We start from the raw sequence: 717 nt of genomic DNA on the forward strand, positions 1-717 counted from the left end.
ACCATCCGTGGAACACCGTTCGAGATCTGGTAGATCCGATCGATGGCCGAGTCGGTAAATATGTTCTGCGTGCAGCCCGCGTACTGCATGTGCGCATTGATGTAGTCCTCGCATTCCGCCCGGTCGAGAGGTGGCACCGTACAGTAGATATCGATTCGCTGACGTATCGCGGCGTAACGCTGCAGCTTCAGTTTTCGATCCCAGAGCTCCGTCTGGCCGGCAAGTACCAGAGCCATCGGACTCTCAGAGTCAAACTTGTAGTTCAGCATGAAGCGGAACTCCTCGAGCATTTCCTTATCAAGGAGGTGCGCCTCGTCAAGTATACAAACCACCCGCTTTTTCTGGACGCCCTGAATGATTTCGATCGATGCCTGCAGCTGGCGCTTGGCATCTCCACGATAGAAGCCCGAATCGATGCCCAGCTGTTCCAGAAGGCCCTTATAGAACCACTTCGGTGTAAGCTTGGAATCAGACAGGTATAGAAGGATGTACTCGTCCTTCGGAAGCATAGCATCGAACTTTCGAAGCAGTGTGGATTTGCCACAACCCGGTTCTGATGTGATCACTGCAAACAGCTTCTTGTCGGCAACGTACATCAGACGGCCAAGCACATCACTCATCGCTTTCGTCTCGTACAGGCACTCCGGTGGAAGGTCCCTGGTGAATGGCGTATGGGTCATGCCAAAGAATGCTTCATACATGAGCGCGTCCCTCCTT

Annotated in this window: 1 protein-coding gene; it reads right to left on the reverse strand. The window is 53.3% G+C overall.

Features of this window, described 5'->3' with window-relative positions; translation table 11 throughout:
* Positions 1 to 701 (reverse strand): ExeA family protein (locus tag ACTNC3_RS11440; RefSeq protein WP_441227512.1); only part of this gene is annotated, 701 nt, incomplete at its 3' end.
* Positions 702 to 717 lie beyond the last annotated feature (16 nt).

It is taken from the genome of Oribacterium sp. HCP3S3_B9, assembly GCF_052064255.1.
Lineage (GTDB): Bacteria > Bacillota > Clostridia > Lachnospirales > Lachnospiraceae > Oribacterium.